The following is a 16923-nucleotide window of genomic DNA, read 5'->3' as shown; positions in this document are numbered from 1 at the left end:
CTTATGAGTCGTCTAGTTTACGTTCTCAACGGCCCAAATCTCAATTTGCTCGGCAAACGCCAGCCCCACATCTATGGTCACGAGACGCTTGCGGATGTGGAGCGGGACTGTCGGGCGCTGGGCAAGGAGCTCGGCCTGGAGATTCGCTTCCATCAATCCAACCGGGAATACGAGCTGATCGACTGGATCCACGAGGCGCGCGAGACGGCTGCCGGGATCGTGATGAATCCCGCAGCTTTCACCCATACGTCGGTCGCCATCCTGGATGCTTTGAACACGTTCGAGGGCACGGTGATCGAGGTGCATATTTCCAACGTGCACAAGCGCGAGGAATTCCGTCACCACTCGTTTATCTCCAAACGGGCCGATGGGGTCATCGCAGGCTTCGGCACTCAAGGGTACCTGCTCGGCTTGCGGCGTGTGGCCAAGCTGCTTGATGAGACGAAGGGATAGCATCGCATGAGCGCACCCGTCCGCCTCTCGGTCATGGGAGCGGGCCTCATCGGCAAGCGACACATCGAGCACGTTCTCGCGCGGCCGGAGGCGACGCTGTCGTCAATCGTCGATCCGATGCCGGCGGCCCGAGAGCTGGCGGCATCGTTGAAGGTGGACTGGTTTCCGTCCTTTCAGGACATGCTCTCCGGAAATCGGCCGGAGGGGGTGGTTGTCGCCACCCCCAACCAGATGCACGTGGCCAACGGCATCGATTGTATCGCAGCTCGCATCCCGGCGCTGATCGAGAAGCCGCTGGCGGATGAGATCGTCGCTGCGCAGGGGCTGGTCGAAGCCTCGGAGCGGGCGAGCGTGCCGCTGCTCACCGGCCATCACCGCCGGCATAACCCGATGATCCAGCGCGCCAAGGCGGAGATCGACAGCGGCCGGCTCGGCCAGATCGTGTCGGTGCATGGCATGTTCTGGCTGATCAAGCCGGACGACTATTTCGACGTGGCCTGGCGCCGCGAGAAAGGGGCGGGGCCTGTCTTCCTGAATCTCATCCACGATGTCGACCTGCTGCGGTACCTGTGCGGGGACATCGTCGCGGTGCAAGCCGCCCAATCCAATCGGCTGCGTGGAAACGCGGTCGAGGAGACCGCGGTGATCATCCTGCACTTCGCCTCCGGCGCGCTTGGAACGGTCAATGTCTCGGACATCATCCAGTCGCCCTGGAGCTGGGAATTCACCGCCGGTGAGAACCCGGCCTACACCCATACGCAGGAGGCGTGCTACCAGATCGGCGGCACCAGGGCATCGCTGGCCATTCCGCAACTCGACCTATGGCATCACCCAAGCAAGGCGAGCTGGTGGGCGCCGATCGAGCGCGAGCGGTTGAGCTACGAGAAGGAAGACCCGCTTGGCTTGCAGATCGCCAATTTCTGCGGGGTTATCCGCGGTACGGCCGAGCCTGTGGTGAGCGGGCGCGAAGGGCTGAAAACCCTCGGGGTGATCGACGCGGTCAAGCGGGCGGCGGAAAGCGGAGTCCTCGTGTCGGTTTGATACCGAAACGCGTGGCCTCCGCCCCGAGATATCCGCGTCTGGAAATGTCGGCCGTCCGAAATTCGCAAGCCGATCGGTGCAGATGTCCCGGGGCGATTTGCCAGCCCGTGATTGAGCTTCACCTCGCGCCAGAGCCCTTCAGCGCATTCCAAGCCGCCTGATTGGCCTGATCGAACGCCTTGCGAGACTCGGCGAGCGCTGCGCCCAGCACCGTCCACGACTCGCTGCCGGCCTGCTTCAGCTTCTGCAGACGTGCCTCCGCCTCGGACGCATCGGATTTCATCTGCTTGAGGGCGGCATCGAAATCCCCGGTATGAGTTGCGGCGACCTTGCCAGCCGCCTCGCGGAACTTGTCGGCGGCCTCGCGCCAAGCTTTCGCCTGCGCGGCGGCGATGTCCTTGAACGTAGCCTGCTGCTGCTCGAGCTGCTTGCCGGCGCTCTCGAAGTAAACCTTCATCTGCGCCTCGAAGCCGTTCCACTGCTTTTCGAGCTCTGTCTTGTTGCGTGCCCAGGCTGCCTCGCCGGCTTCGGCCTGTGCCTTGAGCTGCACCTGAAATTCGTCGCGGCGCTTCTTCAGGTCGGCAATGATCTGCTCGGCCTTGACCTTGGATTCCGCCTTGGCCTCGCCGGCCTTGACCTCGAACGAGGCGAGAGCGGCATCCATTTCGTCGATGCGCTCCTTGGCCCAATTCAGGTAAAAATGCATGCTGCTCTGTTCTGACATGATCGTCTCCGTAACTGTTCGAGCTGGATGATGTCCGGGCCTGGCTTTGCTCGTGTTGACTTGGGTCAATTGCCTCGCCGTTTGATGCGCGGTCCCTCAGGCCGCGAGAAAGGGAAGCAACGTTAACTCTTCGTCCTTGGCTGTTGGCCGAGTGCGAGATGGTCCGGAGGCAATCGCTGCGTAGAAGTCGCTCGGAGCCATCAGCTCGGCATGGCATGGCAGCACATCCTCACTGAAAATCGCCTCGCAGACGCGCAGGGCGTTCGCAAGACGGTTATCTTCCGCGAAGTTGAGCTGGAAACAGCGCCTGGTCTCGTTCCGGCTGGCTTGCTTGACAGGAGACATGCCCAGAATTTCCATCTCGTATGCTTCTTCATAACGTGCGCGCAGGATCTGTACGTCGCCCCGGATGCGACGCGCAACTGGCGTCAAAAAACCAGAGCCCTCTCACCGGCTCGGATCGAGCCGCGGGCCGGTTGCCGCAGATAATCATGCACCACCGTTCCGAGGCCGAGCGTGAGGTCGGCGCGGATGTGAACGGCGGAGATAATCTCGAGTACCGGCAGTTCGGCCACGGGCGCCAGCGCATGTGGCGTCAACGCAAGGGCCGCAGGCCCGGTCCAGGCGCCCTTCAGCACGATATCCTCGAGCCGGTATTGAACGAGCTCGCAGATTCGCGGGCTGCCATCGACGTGCGGGATGATCTTGAGCAGGAAGTTGGGCTCGCTGAGCGCTGCGTTGACCTTCGTCAGATCGGCCTCGCGGTGCTTGTAGCCCATCGTCCCCGTCGCGACGCGCAGCGGGCCGTAATCCAGCGTGCCGATCAGGGTGTCGATCTCGGTTCTCAACGTCGGCTGCGCGAGCTTTTTCGGGAAGCCCCATAGCTCGCGCCCCCCGGCAATGGGTCCTTCGTCGTTGAGGAACATGCAGTGGGTGTAGCCGCCCTTGCGTCCGCGGAAGGAGACGGGAATCACTTGCCCGCTTTCCGTATAGTCGCCGAAGCCATTGGAATCGGGCATGCGGATGAACTCGTATTTGACGAGAGCCTCTCGCTCGTCGACCTCCAGCGGCTCCGGCACCACGGCCCGCAGCTTTGCTGGATCGGTGCGATAGGTGATGATCAGGTATTCGCGATCGACGAAGCGGTACGGCCCGGGCGGATAGGCCGGATTGGTCAGCGGCATGGCGAAGGCGCGTTGCTTCACATCAGTCTCGCGCATCGATGTTCTCTCCAGGCGTTGGGTTGGGGCTACTCGCGGCCGTCATGTTCGAGATCGAAGGTGAAGACTCCGTCGGGGCTCGTGGGCCGGGCGAGCACCTCGGGATGACGCAGCGTGCGCAGTGCATCGTGATAGCCGGCGCGCCAATGGTCCTGCATGGAAAGCCGCGAGAACTCGTAGTCCTTGGAATGGCCTTCGTGATTGCGCGCGCGATAGATCAGATGGACGATGTTGTAGACGTTGCGGGAGACTGCGGTGCTGAGCAGCTTCACGTCCTCATGCTGGGTGAGATCGTCGGGCAGCCGGCCGAGCAGATCCGTCAGCGCGCGCCGCAGGCGCTGCACCCGCTTGAACTGGTCGGTGCTGGCGCGCGTGCGGCTCGAATACTGGATTTCCTTGTGGCGCGTGACGACTTCGGCCATGTTGCGGGGAAGTTGACCGCGCGCGCTCCAGAGGTCGACCTGGAACGCGAGCATGTCCTGCGGCGCATCAGATTCGATCACCCATTGCAGCGGCGTGTTGGAGACGAGGCCGCCGTCCCAGTAGTGCTCGCCCTCGATTTCGACGGCCGGAAAGCCGGGTGGCAGCGCGCCGCTGGCCATGATGTGCTCCGGCTGGATGGTGTGTGTCGTGTTGTCGAAATACACGAAATTCCCGGTTCGGACGTTGACGGCGCCGGCACTGAAACGCGTCTGCCCGGCGTTGAGACGATCGAAATCGACCAGGCGCTCCAGCGTGGTCCTGAGCGCGCGCGTGTCATAGATGCTGGTCGCATCGCTGGCTCCGCCGGGCTGCAGCCAGGGCAGGATGGGACGGGTGGAGAAAAAGCCGGTTGCGCCACACGTGGCCGCAAGACCGGCGCTCATCTGGTTGATGAGGTTGCGCGTGCTGTCGGTCTTTGCCCAATCGCTGAGAGCGGACCATTCCCACGGCGCCGTCGAGGTGACCTGGGTCCAGAAATCGCGCAAACGGTCGACGCGGGACTCCGGCGGATTGCCGGCGATGATGGCGGCATTGATCGCGCCGATCGAAATGCCGGCGACCCAATCGGGATGAATGCTGGCTTCGGCCAAGGCTTCATAGACGCCGGCTTGATAGGCACCGAGCGCACCGCCACCCTGCAACAGCAGGGCGATGCAATCGAATGGCAATTGCCGCTGTGCGGATGAAAGCTGTGACCGGGATTGGAAGTTCATGGAGTTTGCTCTTTGAGGATTGATGGGAAGGTCCGTGTCAACGATCGCCCGAAGCCTGCCCACTGATCTTGGGCGGCTCGAGCATCACTTCCTTCAAGTGGTCCCCGGATGCGACGACGACCACGAAGTTGAGCCTGCCGTCTTGTCGCATCAATCCGCCGGCAAGAGCGTTGCCTCCTGCGGCCTTCTCGGCGACCTGCACGGCATCAGACAATTCCTGCTTGATCCATTTCAGGGCGACGAATTTGGCGAGATCTTCCCGATCGAGCTCCTTGAGTGAAAATGTCGTCTCCGTGCCCGTGACGTCTCCGGTCTTTGCATCGATGGCATTTTCCCAGACGCGCTCATTTCTGAGCGTGCGGATGCGATAGACGGGCGGGCCTGCGATCTCGAAGCTGATGTCGGCCGTCTTCGATCCGCTATGCAGGCGCTCTGCTATCGCCATCGCCTGGCTGAGCGGGACGCGGGTGGTGCGGAACTCCGAAAGCACGCGGCGGATGGCTGCCTCTTCGGCATCGCTCTGCTCGCTCACGGCCTGCTTGCTTGCATCAGCGGAATTCCGCACGTCAGCGGCCGCTCCGGTCGCGGCGAGCGCTGCGGACCACACGATCGCTGCAAACAAATGGTTCTTGGACATCGGATCAATCTCGATTGGGTTGGTCAGTCGCCTGCGACAGGCGCGTGGGCGACGACGATCTCCTTGTCGGAGGGCGAGGGCAGGGGCTGATTGGTATCGATCGTGACCAGCTCCGGTCCCTTCACGTCGGAGTGGATGCGGATTTCAGGCCGTGCGGGATTCGGCTCGGAAGAGCGACCCGGCAGTTGCGCCGGCAGCGCCCAGTCCGCCAACCATAACAAGCAGACCAGAGCTCCGCTCACCGACAGGAAATAGCCGCGCAGAGGAAGCGCGCTATCGATCGGCTGCCTTGCGCGCATGAACATGGCAGATCGTCGGCTCACGACAGCTCGCTCCCGGCGGTGGAATCACACAGTGTCATCGTCAGATGCCCCACGGACGCGGATGCTGGCGCGCAAGCCTGGCGTCGAGATAGCCGCGCTCGTCGAGCCAGTCCGCCGGACAAAAGGCGCCTGCCTTCGGGTCGATCATGAATCCGTCGCGCTGGAGTGCCGTCCGCGTTCCGGTAAGACCGATCCATACCGCCTCCCGGCTGATCGGATTCACTTCCATCACGTCAAAGACTTCGATGAAGTTCAGCATGTCGCGTCACCGGTCGTGATCTCACGTCGCGCAGGGCGTTGGAAGTCCTCAGCCGCGGCGTTTCTGCGCGCGAGCTCGGACTCGATCTCGTCGAAGACGAATTCGACCGGCGCGAGCCAGACATTGACCCAATAGATGATGCAGTCGCGGGCAATCAGCAGGGCAGGCGTCATGCGACCGTCCTCCGCGGCAGGCGAACCGAGGCGGGCTCCTGCGTGGCGAGCGAATGAGCCCACGCGATCATCGCGATGGTGATGCCGAGCAGCAGGCTCAACGCCACGAGGCACATGGCGACGACGATGTTCAGCGATGCGGCGGCAAGTCCGGGCAGCGGATTTTCGCGCATCAATGCGAACAGCACGGTTGACATTCTCCGTTTCCTTAATAAAATACACCGTATAGTTCATATAAAGCACGCGCCGCGGATGCTGTCAAGACGAGGACCTCACAAGCGCGTGTGCAGGATCAAGGCGGTGAGGCTCCGCCCAACCTGAAGCCTCGCGCAAAGAAAGGATCTGACATGACGAGATTGACGCAAATATTGTTCGCAGCGGTCGTGATCGCGCTTGGCAGCGCATCTGCACCAGCTCAGGAGAACCAGGGCACGGCGGAGCAGAGGGCGGCCTGTACGCCGGACGCCTTTCGTCTGTGCAGCGCCTACATTCCGGACCCGTCGGGTGTCGAGGCCTGCCTGCGGCAGAGGAAATCGAACCTGAGCGAAGCGTGCAAGGCGGTGTTCGACCAAGCCAGCACCGGCTCGGCCAGGGGCAGATAAGGATTGATGCCGCAACCGGTGCCGCGGGCTTCCTGCCCTGAATTGCATCGGCATCGCGGCAGGACACAGGAGCGATTTCATGAGCGCGGTGTATATACCGGCCCTGGCTGCCTTCAGCGGCTCGGCGTTCGGAGCGGTCTCGACCATCGTCAGCGGGTGGTTCAGCCGGCGCCGGCGCCTTCGCGAGCGTCATCATGCCCGCGCCTTCTCGAAGCGCGAGCGGCTGTACCGCAGCTTCATCGAGGAAGCCTCGCGGCTCTATGCCGACGCGCTGGTCAGCGACAGGGCCGAGATTCCGCAACTTGTCAGCCTGTACACGCTGGTGGGCCGTATGCGGATCCTGTCGAGTGATGAGGTCGTGCACGCCGCCGAGCGCACCGGTCGCCTCATCATCGAGACCTACCTGTCGCCAAACCGGACGTTCGTCGACTTGCCCGACTTCATCGAAGAGATGGACCCTTTGCGGGATTTCGGCGAAGCCTGCCGCAGCGAGCTCATGAATCTTCCGGCGCGGTGAGATCATGAGCGAGCAGATTGGTGACAGGGCCGGGAACGAGACTGCCCGCCGCAGGCTGATGCAGGCGGCTCTCCAGCTCTATTGCGAGATCGGTCACCACAAGACCACGGTCGCCGACATCGCGCGGCGCTTGTCGATGTCCTCAGCCAACGTCTACCGCTTCTTTCCTTCGAAGCGGTCGATTGAAGAGGCTGTGGTCGCAGCGCTGCTCGACGAGACGGTCAGTGCTGCAGCTGAGGCGGCCCGTATCCAGGGGCCGGCGCTGCAGCGTCTGGCGGCGATCCTGAAAGCGATTGCCGACTGCAATGAAGGTCGATCAGCGAAGCGCCGACGCGCGCAGGATCTGGTGGCGTTGGCTGTTCGTCAGAATTGGACGGTCGTCCTCGCCTATCAAGACAAGATCCGGGGCCTGGTGCGACCAATCATCGGCACGGGGCAAGCACGCGGCGAACTGCAGGGCGGCAGCCCGATGGCGTTGACCTGCTGCCTGCTGGAAGCCATGGACGTCCATCTCAACCCATCGCGGGTCGGCGCTGCGACGCTGCGGCCAAGCTTCGACGAGATGTTGAGATTTTGTACGAGCGCTTTGCGTCGTGCGCCATCGTTGCAGCCGGCCAAGGTGATACCTCATGGGCAGCTCAAGGCCGGCTGAAGGAGTCGCTCGCGCCGAAGACAAGGCTGGCCGCAATTCTAGTACGACCAGTCCGTCTCGCAGGCCGCCAGGAAGAATCCGACGCGTTCGCGCACGAAGTCGGGAAGCTCCCTCTTCAGGTCCTTCGGTGTCTCGCCAACCAGCGACCGGAACAGCATTGGCAGCACGATCAGGTCGAGAAAGATCTGCGCGGTGGCGCGGCTTCGCTTGGCGCTGAAAGGGCCCTTGGGTGCGCGCGCAAGCTTCTGCGTGGCGTCGTCCAGCAGCTGGGACACCGCGGCCTGAGAGCGATCGCGTGCGGTGTCATGAACGTTGCGGCTCAGTTCGGGAAACCGCTGCGATTCGGCAATAGTGGCGCGGACCAAGTCGACCGATTCCTCCACGAAGCGTTCCGCGATTTCGGTCCCGAGGTTCGTCAATTTATCCTCGATGGTGCGGCCTTCCGGCGAGAATCCCTTGAAATCAGTCAATCCCTCGACCGTGCGGGCCACCACCGCCGCGAACAGCGCTTCCTTGCCGGGGAAGTGGGCGTAGATCGTCGGCTTGCTCGCGGGCGCGAGTTCGGAAATGTCGTCGATGCTGGCGCTGCGATAGCCCTTCTCCAGAAACAGCTGCCGGGCTGCATCGAGGATGCGCGCCTGCGCGTCGCCGGCAAGATCCTTGGGCGGTCTGCCTCGCTTCGTCTTCTTCATTTTTGGACCTCCGAAATCACGAGTCCGTGCATGTCGCTTTCCCGCTTGACACGGTCTGCAAAGAAAGGCAAGAAAAAGAAAATATACGGTATAGTATATTATTTGCCTGCTCGGCAGGCCTGGCGAGCGCCCCGGATGATCCGGGCCGCAAAGTGGACTTTGGCCGGATCGTTCGATCCAAATGAGGAGAATGTCGTGACTCTGTTGAACCGAGGGCCGTCCGGCTTGCAGGAAGGCCCGCTGCTGCGGGAGCTGCACCACAGGGTCAGCAATGGCGTTGCCTTCGCCATCGACCTGGTCTCCGCCGCGGCCATCCGGGTCGAGGGGGCGGAAGCCAAATGCGCGCTGAGCGACGTCGTCGAGCTGCTGCATGGCTACGCCGATGTGCACCGTGCGCTGGCCATGCCCGCGGGCGACACGCTGATCCACGCCGCGACCTCCATTCGCAAGCTGGGCTGTGGCATGCGGCGCGCGGTTCTGGACCGGATGAACATTCAGCTGGCATTCGCGACCCAGCCGCTCGCGCTGCAGCCGGAGCGCTGCTGGCATCTGGGGCTGATCGTCCACGAACTCGTGATGCACGCGGCGCGGCACGCCTGCTTCGACGCGAGACCCGGGCAGATCAGGGTCAAGTTGACCCGGACCGGCGCGCTGGTGAACTGCGTGATCCTGGACAACGGCTCGCGTCCCGCGCGCGATGCGTCAGACCGCGAATTGCGGATCGCGCGGGATATCGCCAGAGCGCTCGGCGGCCGGATTGAGCAGGGTTTTGGCACCGAATTCACCTCGATCGTGCTCTCGTTCCCGCTGACCGAGCGCGAACGGGACGCAAACTGGACCATCGCGACGCGCCAGATGAGGGCGCCGCGCCGCACGAAGGCCACCGCTTCAAGTGACACAGCGCTCGCTTCCCGCCGATCCAGGGATGCGCTGGCCGGGCTGTTGACGCTTTCCCATCCGACGGTCGCGCCATGACCAGCCGATCCTCCCATCCGATCATGGCGCCGCGTGCGGTGAAGGTTTTCGCCGCAGCGGGCGCGCTCGTCAGTATCGCACTGAGCGGCTGCAATGATCACGCGGCGCAGACGGCCACGCGGGCCACGCTGGTCCGGACCACGATCGTGCAGCCGCGCGACCGGCAAGGCGCCATCACATTGACGGGAGAGGTTCAGGCCCGCTTCCGTGCCGACCTTTCCTTCCGCGTCGACGGACGTGTGGTTGCGCGCACCGTGGACGTTGGTGCTCACGTCAACAAGGGCGACGTCCTCGCCCGGCTCGATCAGGCCGAGCAGGCGGCCGACGTGGATGCTGCGACCGCGGCAGTGGCCTCCGCCGAAGCTCAGCTCCGTGTGGCGAAGGCAACGTTCGAGCGCCAGAGCGCGCTGATCGCAAGCGGCTTCACCACCCGCACCGTCTACGATCAGGCCCAGGAGGGCCTGCGAACGGCGCAGGGGGCGCTGGAAGCAGCCCGGGCGCAGCTCGGCACCTCGCAGGATGCGCTCGGCTACACCGTCCTTCGCGCCGAAGCGGACGGCGTCGTGACCGCGCGAAATCTCGAGGTCGGCCAGGTCGTGGCTGCCGCGCAATCCGTGTTCTCGCTCGCGCAGGACGGAGAGCGTGACGCCGTTTTCGAGCTCTATGAATCCGCCTTCCTCCGCCAGGCCGACAGCCGCCGCGTCACGCTGGCGCTCGTCTCCGATCCCAATGTGACAGCAACGGGTGAGGTGAGAGAGATTTCACCGGTGATCGATGCGAAGAGCTCCACGATCCGCGTCAAGGTGTCCATCGAGAATCCGCCGGCCGCCATGACACTGGGCAGCGCCGTCGCCGGAACGGTCAAGGCGAAGCCTCAGAACGAGATCGCCTTGCCCTGGAGCGCACTGATGGCCGCGGGCAGGAAAGCCGCCGTCTGGACCGTCGACCCCAAGACGCAGACGGCGTCGCTGAAGCCGGTCACGGTCGGCGCATACGAGGCCGGACAGGTGCTGATCAAGGCTGGCCTCGAGCCCGGCGAGCGCGTCGTCGTTGACGGCGGCAAGCTCCTGAGCGTTGGCCAGTTGGTGACTGAAGCGGGAGGCCGGTCATGAAGCGACCGATCATGATGATTGCCGGCACGCTCGCGGCGGCCTCGCTGCTCGCCGGGTGTCAGCAGGAGACGAACGCGCCGGAGCCCGTGCGCCCCGTGCTCTCGATGCTGGCCGAGCCGAACAGCGGCGACAGCACCGTTGCCGTTGGCGTCGTCGAGCCGCGCTACAAGACCAACCTCGGCTTTCGCGTGCTCGGACGGCTGACCTCGCGTCCGGTCTATGTTGGCGACATCGTCAGCGAAGGACAAATCATCGGCACGATCGATCCCACCGCGCTCAATCTCGCCGTTCGCGCCGCCAAAGCCCAGCTTGCGAAGGCTGAGGCGCAGCTTGCGACGGCCAGGGCCACGGAGGAGCGGCAACGGACGCTGATCACCAGCGACGCGACCACGAAACAGACACTCGACAATGCCGAGCAAGCGCGCGCCGGAGCCGAAGCGAGCGTCGCACAGGAGCAGGCGAGCCTGACGAAAGCAATCGAGCAGCTCGGCTATGCCCAGATCAAGGCCGACTTCGGCGGCGTCGTCACCGCCGTTGGTGCGGAAGTGGGCCAGGTGGTCTCGCCCGGCCAAACCGTCGTGACGGTCGCGCGGCCGGACATTCGCGAGGCGGTCGTCGATATCGGGGACGACTTTCCCGTGCCGCTCGAGGTGGGGCTCGCCTTCACTGTCAGCCTGCAGCTCCTTCCCGCCGTCGAGGTGGAGGGCAGGATCCGTGAAATCGCGCCGCAGGCGGACGCGCTGACGCGGCTGCGCCGCGTTCGGATTGCTCTCGACAATCCGCCCGAAAGCTTCCGCCTCGGCGCGACGGTCACGGCCAGGCTCGGCAAGGATCAGGGCAAGGTCTTGCGCCTGCCCGCATCAGCGGTGCTCGCCAGGGACGGCGCCGAATTCGTCTGGGTGGTCGATCAAACCACCAGCACCGTCTCGCTGCAGAAAATCGACGGCGTCGCCGAGCCGGCAGGCATCCGCGTCATCGGCGGGCTTGCCGCAGGCGCCCGCGTCGTCACCGCCGGAGTTCACAGCCTCAAGCCGGGACAGCACGTCCGCATCCAACAGGATCAAGAGCCATGAAGTCGTTCAACCTCTCCGACTGGGCGCTCGGCCATCGCTCGCTCGTCTGGTATTTCATGATCGCCTTCATGGCGGCCGGCCTGTTTGCCTATCTCCAGCTGGGACGGCAGGAGGACCCTGATTTCACCATCAAGACCATGGTGATCCAGGCGCAGTGGCCGGGCGCCTCGCCCGAGGAGATGACGCGGCAGGTCACCGACCGGATCGAGAAGAAGCTGGAGGAGCTGGAATCGCTCGACTACACCAAGAGCGTGACGGTCGCGGGCCAGACCACCGTCTTCGTCTACTTGCGCGATTCGACCAAGGCGGCCGACGTCAAGCCGACCTGGGTGCGCGTTCGCAACATGATCGCAGACATCCGGGGCGATCTCCCGCAAGGCGTGGTCGGCCCCGGTTTCAACGACCGCTTCGGTGACGTCTTCGGCAACGTCTACGCCTTCACCAGCGACGGCTTGAGCCAGCGACAGCTCCGCGACCGGGTCGAGGATATAAGGGCCAAGGTGCTGACCGTGCCCGATGTCGGCAAGGTCGACATTCTCGGCGCGCAGGACGAGGTGATCTATCTCGAACTCTCCACCCGCAAGGTCGCGGCTCTCGGCTTCGATATCAAAGCCGTCATGACTTCGCTGCAAGGTCAGAACGCGGTGGCGCCCTCCGGCGTGTTCCAGGAGGGGCCGGAGCGCATCAGCGTCCGCGTCAACGGCCAGTTCGCCTCCGAGGCGAGCTTGAAGACGGTCAATCTGCGCATCAACGATCGCTTCTTCCCGCTGACCGATGTTGCCACGATCACGCGCGGCTATGCCGATCCGCCGTCGACGCTGTTCAGATACAACGGTCAGCCCGCCATTGCGCTGGCGATCGGCATGAAGTCCGGTGCCAACCTGCTCCAGTTCGGCGAGGCGCTGAAGGAGGAGATGACTGGGATCATCGCCGACCTGCCGATCGGCGTCGGCGTGCACCTTGTTGCCGACCAGCCCGTCGTGGTCGAACATGCCGTGTCCGGCTTCACCGAAGCGCTGTTCGAGGCCGTGATCATCGTGCTCGGCATCAGCTTCCTGAGCCTGGGCTTGCGGGCAGGTCTCGTGGTCGCCATCGCCATTCCGCTCGTGCTCGCGATCACCTTCGTGGTGATGGCCTATTGCGGCATCTCGCTGCAGCGCATTTCGCTGGGCGCCCTGATCATCGCGCTTGGCCTCCTGGTCGACGATGCCATGATCGCGGTCGAGATGATGGTGGCGCGGCTCGAGATCGGCGATCCCCTCGAAAAGGCGGCCACCCACGTCTATACGTCGACCGCATTTCCGATGCTGACGGGAACGCTTGTCACCGTGGCCGGCTTCATCCCGATCGGGCTCAACAGCAGCAACGCCGGCGAGTTCACCTTCACCCTGTTCGTGGTGATCGCGGTATCTCTGATCGTCTCCTGGATCGTGGCGGTCTTGTTCACCCCGCTGCTCGGCGTCACCATCCTGCCGGCCAGGATGAAGGGACACCACGAGCAGAAGGGCCGCGTGGCGCAGATGTTCGCGCGCCTCCTGCTGTTCTGCATGCATCACCGCTGGGGCACCATTGCGGTGACGGCCGGCGCCTTCCTGCTCGCCTTGTTCGGCATGCAGTTCGTGCAGCAGCAGTTCTTCCCCTCGTCCGACCGTGCCGAGCTCGTCATCGATTGGAACCTGCCGCAGAATGCCTCGATCACCGACACCAACGGCCAGATGGCTCGCTTCGAGCGCGAGCAGTTGCAGGGCAACGATGCGGTCGAGCACTGGTCGACCTATGTCGGCACTGGCGCGCCGCGCTTCGTGCTGTCGTTCGATGTTCAGACTGCCAACACCTGGTTCGGCCAGCAGGTGATCGTGACGAAGGGCGGCATCCCGGCGCGCGACCGGCTCAAGGCGCAGTTCGAGGACTATTTGAGGAGGACGTTCCCGGGCACCGACACCTACGTCAAGCTGCTCGAGGTCGGCCCTCCAGTCGGGCGGCCGGTGCAATACCGTCTCAGCGGGCCTGATATCGCCAAGGTGCGCGATCTCTCACAGAAGCTTGCGGGAATCGTGCGGAGCAGTCCCGATCTCGGCAACGTGGTGTTCGACTGGATGGAGCCGGCCCGCGTCGTCAAGGTCGACGTGTTCCAGGACAAGGCGCGCCAGCTCGGCCTGACCTCGGAAGACATCGCCACCACGCTGAACTCCGTGCTGCAGGGCTCGCCGATCACGCAGGTGCGGGACAGCATCTATCTCGTCAATGTCACGGGACGTGCGACTGCGAAGGAGCGCGCCTCGATCGATACGCTGCGCGATCTGCAACTGACCGGGCTGGGCGGCCAACCGGTCCCGCTCGGTGCCGTCGCCAATCTGCGCTACGAGCTGGAGCAGCCCACGATCTGGCGGCGCGCGCGGATTCCGACCATCACGCTGAAGGCTGCCGTCGTCGGCAACGTTCAGCCGAAGACGGTCGTCGACCAGCTCGCGCCGAGTGTAGCGGAATTTGCCAAGCAGCTGCCGGCGGGCTACGCGATCAAGATCGGCGGCTCGGTAGAGGAGAGTGCCAAGAGCCAGGGGCCGATCATCGCGGTGGCGCCGCTGATGCTGTTCGTCATGGCGACCGTGCTGATGTTGCAGCTGCAGAGCTTTTCGCGCCTGTTCCTTGTGTTCGCCGTTGCGCCGCTCGCGCTGATCGGCGTCGTCATGGCCATGCTGCCGAGCGGCGCGCCGCTGGGCTTCGTCGCGATCCTCGGCGTGCTCGCGCTGATCGGAATCCTGGTGCGAAACTCCGTGATCCTGATCGTGCAGATCGAGGATCTGAGAAAGGAGGGCAGGCCTGCCTGGGATGCGGTCGTCGAGGCAACCGAGCATCGCATGCGACCGATCCTTCTCACTGCGGCCGCCGCAAGCCTCGCGCTCATTCCGATCGCGCGGGAGATTTTCTGGGGCCCGATGGCATACGCCATGATGGGGGGCATCATCGTCGGCACGCTGCTGACCCTGCTGTTTCTGCCGGCGCTGTACGTGGCGTGGTTCAGGATCCATCCAGGCCACGAGGACGATTCACCTTCACATGAGCCCGACTCCGTTGCGAGCGAAGCGCCGGCCGAACGGAGGCCCGCTCACCACGCCCCGGAGTCCGTGCTCGAGCCCCAGATCTAGAATGGAGACGATGATGCTCTCGAAGACTCGTTCAACGCTTGCTGTCGCTGTGACGATCGCGGCGAGTTCGCTCGCCCCGTCCATGGCGTTTGCGCAGTTTCCGCCGCCACCCCCCGCGGGCCCTCCACCGATGGCTCCAGCAGCGCCCCCAGCTCTCGCAGGTCCCGGTCCCGCCGCGCTTGGCGGCCCTCGGCTCGGTCCGGCAGCGGGGCCGCGCGTTGATCTTGCCGCGCGAGGTGCCGGCGGCGGGCCGGCTCTGGTGGGCTCCGCGCGGACGACCGCGGTCAACATCGGTGGTGCAGGCTATCGCTATGGCGGCTGGCGCGGCTATGGATATGGTGCGCGGGCCGCGGCTTATGCCGGCGCTTACGCAGCCGGGGCCTACGCTGGATACGCCTCCGGCGGATCGCGCTCGAGCGACTATGCGAGTAGCGAATGCCGTTACTTTTACAGCCGTCATCGCAGGTACCTCGTCTGCGACTAGCTCGTGTGGGCGTTGTATTTGAATAGAGCAGTCCCGCTGAGCCTTGTGGGTCTCAGCATCAACAGATGACGGAAGCAAGCATGCAGAGGATTTTAGTCGTCGCCGCGGTTATCGCGGCGTCGACTGCCGCGACGACTCTGATCCCGGAGGAGCAGGCCGCGGCAAAGGAATATTCGTTCTGCCGGCTCGACTATGACTCGGGTATGCGGAGCTGCGCGTTCGAGACAATCGACCGGTGCGTGGCGACAATCGCTGGCCGTGGCGGAAGCTGCTCGCGCAGCCCGGCCAGCGAGACGATCGCATCATTTGCCCATGCTCCGAAGATGCATACCGCCACTGACCTGCAGGCCGACGAGGTTTTCGGGCGATAGCGAGGTCGATCCGCATCATCGTCATTCAACGCACGGCGGGCCGGTTGGCATACTGCTGGACAACATTCCTGACTTGGTTAAGTCTTCGGCGGTTTGGATTAACAAGAGCAAGAAATGTTGGACCTCTTGAAGAGAGGCACCGAAGAAAGCTTCGGTCTGATCGAGCGAGAGCTGCGGTGCGGATTGTGGAGCTGGAATCTGCGTACCGATGAGATGCACTGGTCCCGCGGGTATCATGATCTTCTGGGGATCGAGCCGGGAAAGGTAGCGCCATCCTTTGCGGCCATCCTCCAGGTTACCCATCCGGACGATCGAGGCGCGCAGGCCGAGGTGGAGCGGGTCATCCAGGAGGCCTCGACCATCAGACGGAAATTCCGCGTCATTCGCCGCGGCGGCAACATCGCCTGGATCTACTGTCAGATCATCGTCTTTGTTGACCAGGAGGGGGCGGCGGAGAAGGCCATCGGTGTCTGCACCGATATCACGACCCGCGAGGATCAGCTCAACCGGCTGCGGATTGCCGATGAGCGGTACCGTGCCCTGATCAAGGCTGCGGGAGCCGTGGTGTGGATCGCCAAATCGGACGGTCGAATCCACGAAGTCGTCAATTGTGATCATGGCAGCCAGATCGTTGCGTCCGAATCTGGCTGGCTCCAGCTCGTCCATCCCGATGATCAGGAGAAGATGCTCGGAGTTTGTGCGGCCGCGAGCCGGGAGAAGCGCGGCTATGACGTCGTGCACCGCTTTCTCCAGGCCGACGGTACTTTCAAATGGAAGCGTTCCACCGGCCAGCCGCTGCTGGATGATGCGGGCAATATCAAGGAGTGGCTGGGGATCAGTGTTGATCTGGACCGCGATACGGCGCGCGCCGGTACCCACCGCATGACGGGGGCGCAAATCAGGGCGGCGCGCGGGCTCGTGCGGTGGTCGGTCAAGGATTTGGCGCAGGCTGCGGGGATCACGCGTGCGACCATTCGACGACTGGAAGAAGCGGACGGCGCTCCGCCTCACAACGACCCGGCGCTTGCTGCGATCGAAGCCGCGTTCGCGAGCGCCGGTGTCGAATTTTTGTTTCCGGAGGCTGGAAAACCGGGTGTGCGTCCTCGCTAATTTGGCGCGTCACCAGGGCTGATTCCGCAAGATTTGTCGTTGCATTTGCCGATCGATGACCATCGCCACAAATTTGGCTCTAGACTGCCGAAGTGAGGTGCGCGGACATAGGCAATGCGCGCGCAATTCGCTTCGCAGCCGCCAATTTTGCCTAACAGAAGGT

At 63.9% G+C, this 16923-nt stretch carries 22 protein-coding genes; 12 read left to right on the top strand and 10 right to left on the bottom strand.

Features of this window, described 5'->3' with window-relative positions; all coding sequences use genetic code 11:
* Positions 1 to 3: 3 nt before the first annotated feature.
* Together aroQ and HYH07_RS03585 are read left to right on the top strand one after the other, a co-directional pair.
* Positions 4 to 453, top strand: coding sequence for a type II 3-dehydroquinate dehydratase (gene aroQ, locus HYH07_RS03590; protein ID WP_220001223.1), 450 nt, complete (start codon positions 4 to 6; stop codon positions 451 to 453).
* A 6-nt stretch (positions 454 to 459) separates the two neighbouring features.
* A complete protein-coding gene (locus HYH07_RS03585) occupies positions 460 to 1494 on the top strand; it encodes a Gfo/Idh/MocA family protein (protein WP_220001156.1) in 1035 nt (344 codons plus the stop codon).
* A 118-nt stretch (positions 1495 to 1612) separates the two neighbouring features.
* On the opposite strand, the gene HYH07_RS03580 is transcribed toward HYH07_RS03585, so the two are convergent.
* From HYH07_RS03580 to HYH07_RS03540, 9 genes are all read right to left on the bottom strand, one after another.
* Positions 1613 to 2218: a hypothetical protein gene (locus HYH07_RS03580; RefSeq protein ID WP_220001155.1), complete on the bottom strand. Its 606-nt coding sequence runs from the start codon at positions 2216 to 2218 to the stop codon at positions 1613 to 1615.
* 96 nt (positions 2219 to 2314) lie between these two features.
* On the bottom strand, positions 2315 to 2650 hold the full coding sequence (locus HYH07_RS03575; protein WP_220001154.1) for a hypothetical protein: 336 nt from the start codon (positions 2648 to 2650) through the stop codon (positions 2315 to 2317).
* Complete coding sequence (locus HYH07_RS03570) at positions 2647 to 3438, bottom strand: acetoacetate decarboxylase (protein ID WP_220001153.1); 792 nt, start codon at positions 3436 to 3438, stop codon at positions 2647 to 2649. Before HYH07_RS03570 ends, HYH07_RS03575 begins: the two co-directional genes overlap by 4 nt.
* Before the next feature lie 29 nt (positions 3439 to 3467).
* Complete coding sequence (locus HYH07_RS03565; protein ID WP_220001152.1) at positions 3468 to 4634, bottom strand: DUF3734 domain-containing protein; 1167 nt, start codon at positions 4632 to 4634, stop codon at positions 3468 to 3470.
* Positions 4635 to 4671: 37 nt separating this feature from the next.
* A complete protein-coding gene (locus HYH07_RS03560) occupies positions 4672 to 5271 on the bottom strand; it encodes a PepSY domain-containing protein (protein ID WP_220001151.1) in 600 nt (199 codons plus the stop codon).
* A 23-nt stretch (positions 5272 to 5294) separates the two neighbouring features.
* Positions 5295 to 5594: a hypothetical protein gene (locus tag HYH07_RS03555; RefSeq protein WP_220001150.1), complete on the bottom strand. Its 300-nt coding sequence runs from the start codon at positions 5592 to 5594 to the stop codon at positions 5295 to 5297.
* Positions 5595 to 5634: 40 nt separating this feature from the next.
* Positions 5635 to 5853 (bottom strand): hypothetical protein, encoded by a 219-nt coding sequence (locus HYH07_RS03550; protein ID WP_220001149.1) that lies wholly within the window; start codon positions 5851 to 5853, stop codon positions 5635 to 5637.
* Positions 5847 to 6026 (bottom strand): hypothetical protein, encoded by a 180-nt coding sequence (locus HYH07_RS03545; protein ID WP_220001148.1) that lies wholly within the window; start codon positions 6024 to 6026, stop codon positions 5847 to 5849. Before HYH07_RS03545 ends, HYH07_RS03550 begins: the two co-directional genes overlap by 7 nt.
* Positions 6023 to 6223 carry a hypothetical protein gene (locus HYH07_RS03540; RefSeq protein ID WP_220001147.1) on the bottom strand — a complete coding sequence of 67 codons (201 nt, stop codon included), beginning with the start codon at positions 6221 to 6223 and terminating at the stop codon, positions 6023 to 6025. The genes HYH07_RS03545 and HYH07_RS03540 overlap by 4 nt, the downstream gene beginning before the upstream one ends.
* A gap of 150 nt (positions 6224 to 6373) precedes the next feature.
* Between HYH07_RS03540 and HYH07_RS03535 the strand changes: the two genes are divergently transcribed.
* The 3 genes from HYH07_RS03535 (at position 6374) to HYH07_RS03525 (ending at position 7797) form a co-directional block, all read left to right on the top strand.
* Complete coding sequence (locus tag HYH07_RS03535; RefSeq protein WP_220001146.1) at positions 6374 to 6628, top strand: hypothetical protein; 255 nt, start codon at positions 6374 to 6376, stop codon at positions 6626 to 6628.
* Positions 6629 to 6707: 79 nt separating this feature from the next.
* A complete protein-coding gene (locus HYH07_RS03530; RefSeq protein WP_228749192.1) occupies positions 6708 to 7145 on the top strand; it encodes a hypothetical protein in 438 nt (145 codons plus the stop codon).
* A 4-nt stretch (positions 7146 to 7149) separates the two neighbouring features.
* A complete protein-coding gene (locus tag HYH07_RS03525) occupies positions 7150 to 7797 on the top strand; it encodes a TetR/AcrR family transcriptional regulator (RefSeq protein ID WP_220001145.1) in 648 nt (215 codons plus the stop codon).
* 38 nt (positions 7798 to 7835) lie between these two features.
* Here the strand turns inward: HYH07_RS03525 and HYH07_RS03520 are convergent, their stop codons facing one another.
* Complete coding sequence (locus HYH07_RS03520) at positions 7836 to 8489, bottom strand: TetR/AcrR family transcriptional regulator (protein ID WP_220001144.1); 654 nt, start codon at positions 8487 to 8489, stop codon at positions 7836 to 7838.
* Between the two features lie 195 nt (positions 8490 to 8684).
* On the opposite strand from HYH07_RS03520, the gene HYH07_RS03515 reads away from it, so the two are divergent.
* The 7 genes from HYH07_RS03515 (at position 8685) to HYH07_RS03485 (ending at position 16760) form a co-directional block, all read left to right on the top strand.
* A complete protein-coding gene (locus HYH07_RS03515; RefSeq protein WP_312016631.1) occupies positions 8685 to 9464 on the top strand; it encodes a sensor histidine kinase in 780 nt (259 codons plus the stop codon).
* A complete protein-coding gene (locus HYH07_RS03510; RefSeq protein ID WP_220001143.1) occupies positions 9461 to 10576 on the top strand; it encodes an efflux RND transporter periplasmic adaptor subunit in 1116 nt (371 codons plus the stop codon). The genes HYH07_RS03515 and HYH07_RS03510 overlap by 4 nt, the downstream gene beginning before the upstream one ends.
* Positions 10573 to 11649: an efflux RND transporter periplasmic adaptor subunit gene (locus HYH07_RS03505; protein ID WP_220001142.1), complete on the top strand. Its 1077-nt coding sequence runs from the start codon at positions 10573 to 10575 to the stop codon at positions 11647 to 11649. Before HYH07_RS03510 ends, HYH07_RS03505 begins: the two co-directional genes overlap by 4 nt.
* Positions 11646 to 14795: an efflux RND transporter permease subunit gene (locus HYH07_RS03500; protein WP_220001141.1), complete on the top strand. Its 3150-nt coding sequence runs from the start codon at positions 11646 to 11648 to the stop codon at positions 14793 to 14795. Before HYH07_RS03505 ends, HYH07_RS03500 begins: the two co-directional genes overlap by 4 nt.
* A gap of 130 nt (positions 14796 to 14925) precedes the next feature.
* On the top strand, positions 14926 to 15279 hold the full coding sequence (locus HYH07_RS03495; protein WP_228749190.1) for a hypothetical protein: 354 nt from the start codon (positions 14926 to 14928) through the stop codon (positions 15277 to 15279).
* 80 nt (positions 15280 to 15359) lie between these two features.
* On the top strand, positions 15360 to 15650 hold the full coding sequence (locus HYH07_RS03490; protein ID WP_220001139.1) for a DUF3551 domain-containing protein: 291 nt from the start codon (positions 15360 to 15362) through the stop codon (positions 15648 to 15650).
* Positions 15651 to 15764: 114 nt separating this feature from the next.
* Positions 15765 to 16760 carry a PAS domain-containing protein gene (locus HYH07_RS03485; RefSeq protein WP_220001138.1) on the top strand — a complete coding sequence of 332 codons (996 nt, stop codon included), beginning with the start codon at positions 15765 to 15767 and terminating at the stop codon, positions 16758 to 16760.
* The last annotated feature ends 163 nt before the right edge of the window (positions 16761 to 16923 follow it).

The sequence above is a fragment of the Bradyrhizobium sp. BR 10261 genome, from assembly GCF_019455395.1.
Lineage (GTDB): Bacteria > Pseudomonadota > Alphaproteobacteria > Rhizobiales > Xanthobacteraceae > Bradyrhizobium > Bradyrhizobium manausense.
The sequence above is the reverse complement of the archived record's forward strand: the minus strand, read 5'-3'. Positions and strand labels throughout refer to the sequence as shown.